At 53.6% G+C, this 543-nt stretch carries 6 tRNA genes; all 6 read left to right on the forward strand.

The window, feature by feature from the left end:
- Positions 1–11 precede the first annotated feature (11 nt).
- The 6 genes from ACZSMY_RS23145 to ACZSMY_RS23170 all read left to right on the forward strand — a co-directional run bounded on the left by ACZSMY_RS23145 (position 12) and on the right by ACZSMY_RS23170 (position 542).
- Positions 12–87 (forward strand) — tRNA-Val (locus tag ACZSMY_RS23145).
- Between the two features lie 4 nt (positions 88–91).
- Positions 92–167 (forward strand) — tRNA-Thr (locus ACZSMY_RS23150).
- A 15-nt stretch (positions 168–182) separates the two neighbouring features.
- A tRNA-Lys gene (locus ACZSMY_RS23155) sits at positions 183–258 on the forward strand.
- A 3-nt stretch (positions 259–261) separates the two neighbouring features.
- Positions 262–346 (forward strand) — tRNA-Leu (locus tag ACZSMY_RS23160).
- Between the two features lie 25 nt (positions 347–371).
- Positions 372–446, forward strand: a tRNA-Gly gene (locus ACZSMY_RS23165).
- A gap of 7 nt (positions 447–453) precedes the next feature.
- A tRNA-Leu gene (locus tag ACZSMY_RS23170) sits at positions 454–542 on the forward strand.
- Position 543 lies beyond the last annotated feature (1 nt).

The raw sequence follows: 543 nt of genomic DNA on the forward strand, positions 1-543 counted from the left end.
TTTATCAATCCGGAGGATTAGCTCAGCTGGGAGAGCACCTGCCTTACAAGCAGGGGGTCGCAGGTTCGAGCCCTGCATCCTCCACCATTACGCCGGCCTAGCTCAACTGGTAGAGCAACTGACTTGTAATCAGTAGGTTGGGGGTTCAAGTCCTCTGGCCGGCACCATTTTCCTTTTTGCAGGAGCCATTAGCTCAGTCGGTAGAGCATCTGACTTTTAATCAGAGGGTCGAAGGTTCGAATCCTTCATGGCTCACCATTTGCGGGTGTGGCGGAATTGGCAGACGCGCTAGACTTAGGATCTAGTGCCTTCGGGCGTGGGGGTTCAAGTCCCTCCACCCGCACCACTATTTTTAATTTAAAAAGCAATATGCGGAAGTAGTTCAGTGGTAGAACACCACCTTGCCAAGGTGGGGGTCGCGGGTTCGAATCCCGTCTTCCGCTCCAAAATATTGCCGGGGTGGCGGAACTGGCAGACGCACAGGACTTAAAATCCTGCGGTAAGTGATTACCGTACCGGTTCGATTCCGGTCCTCGGCACCAT

Source organism: Oceanobacillus sp. B139/18 (assembly GCF_055524595.1).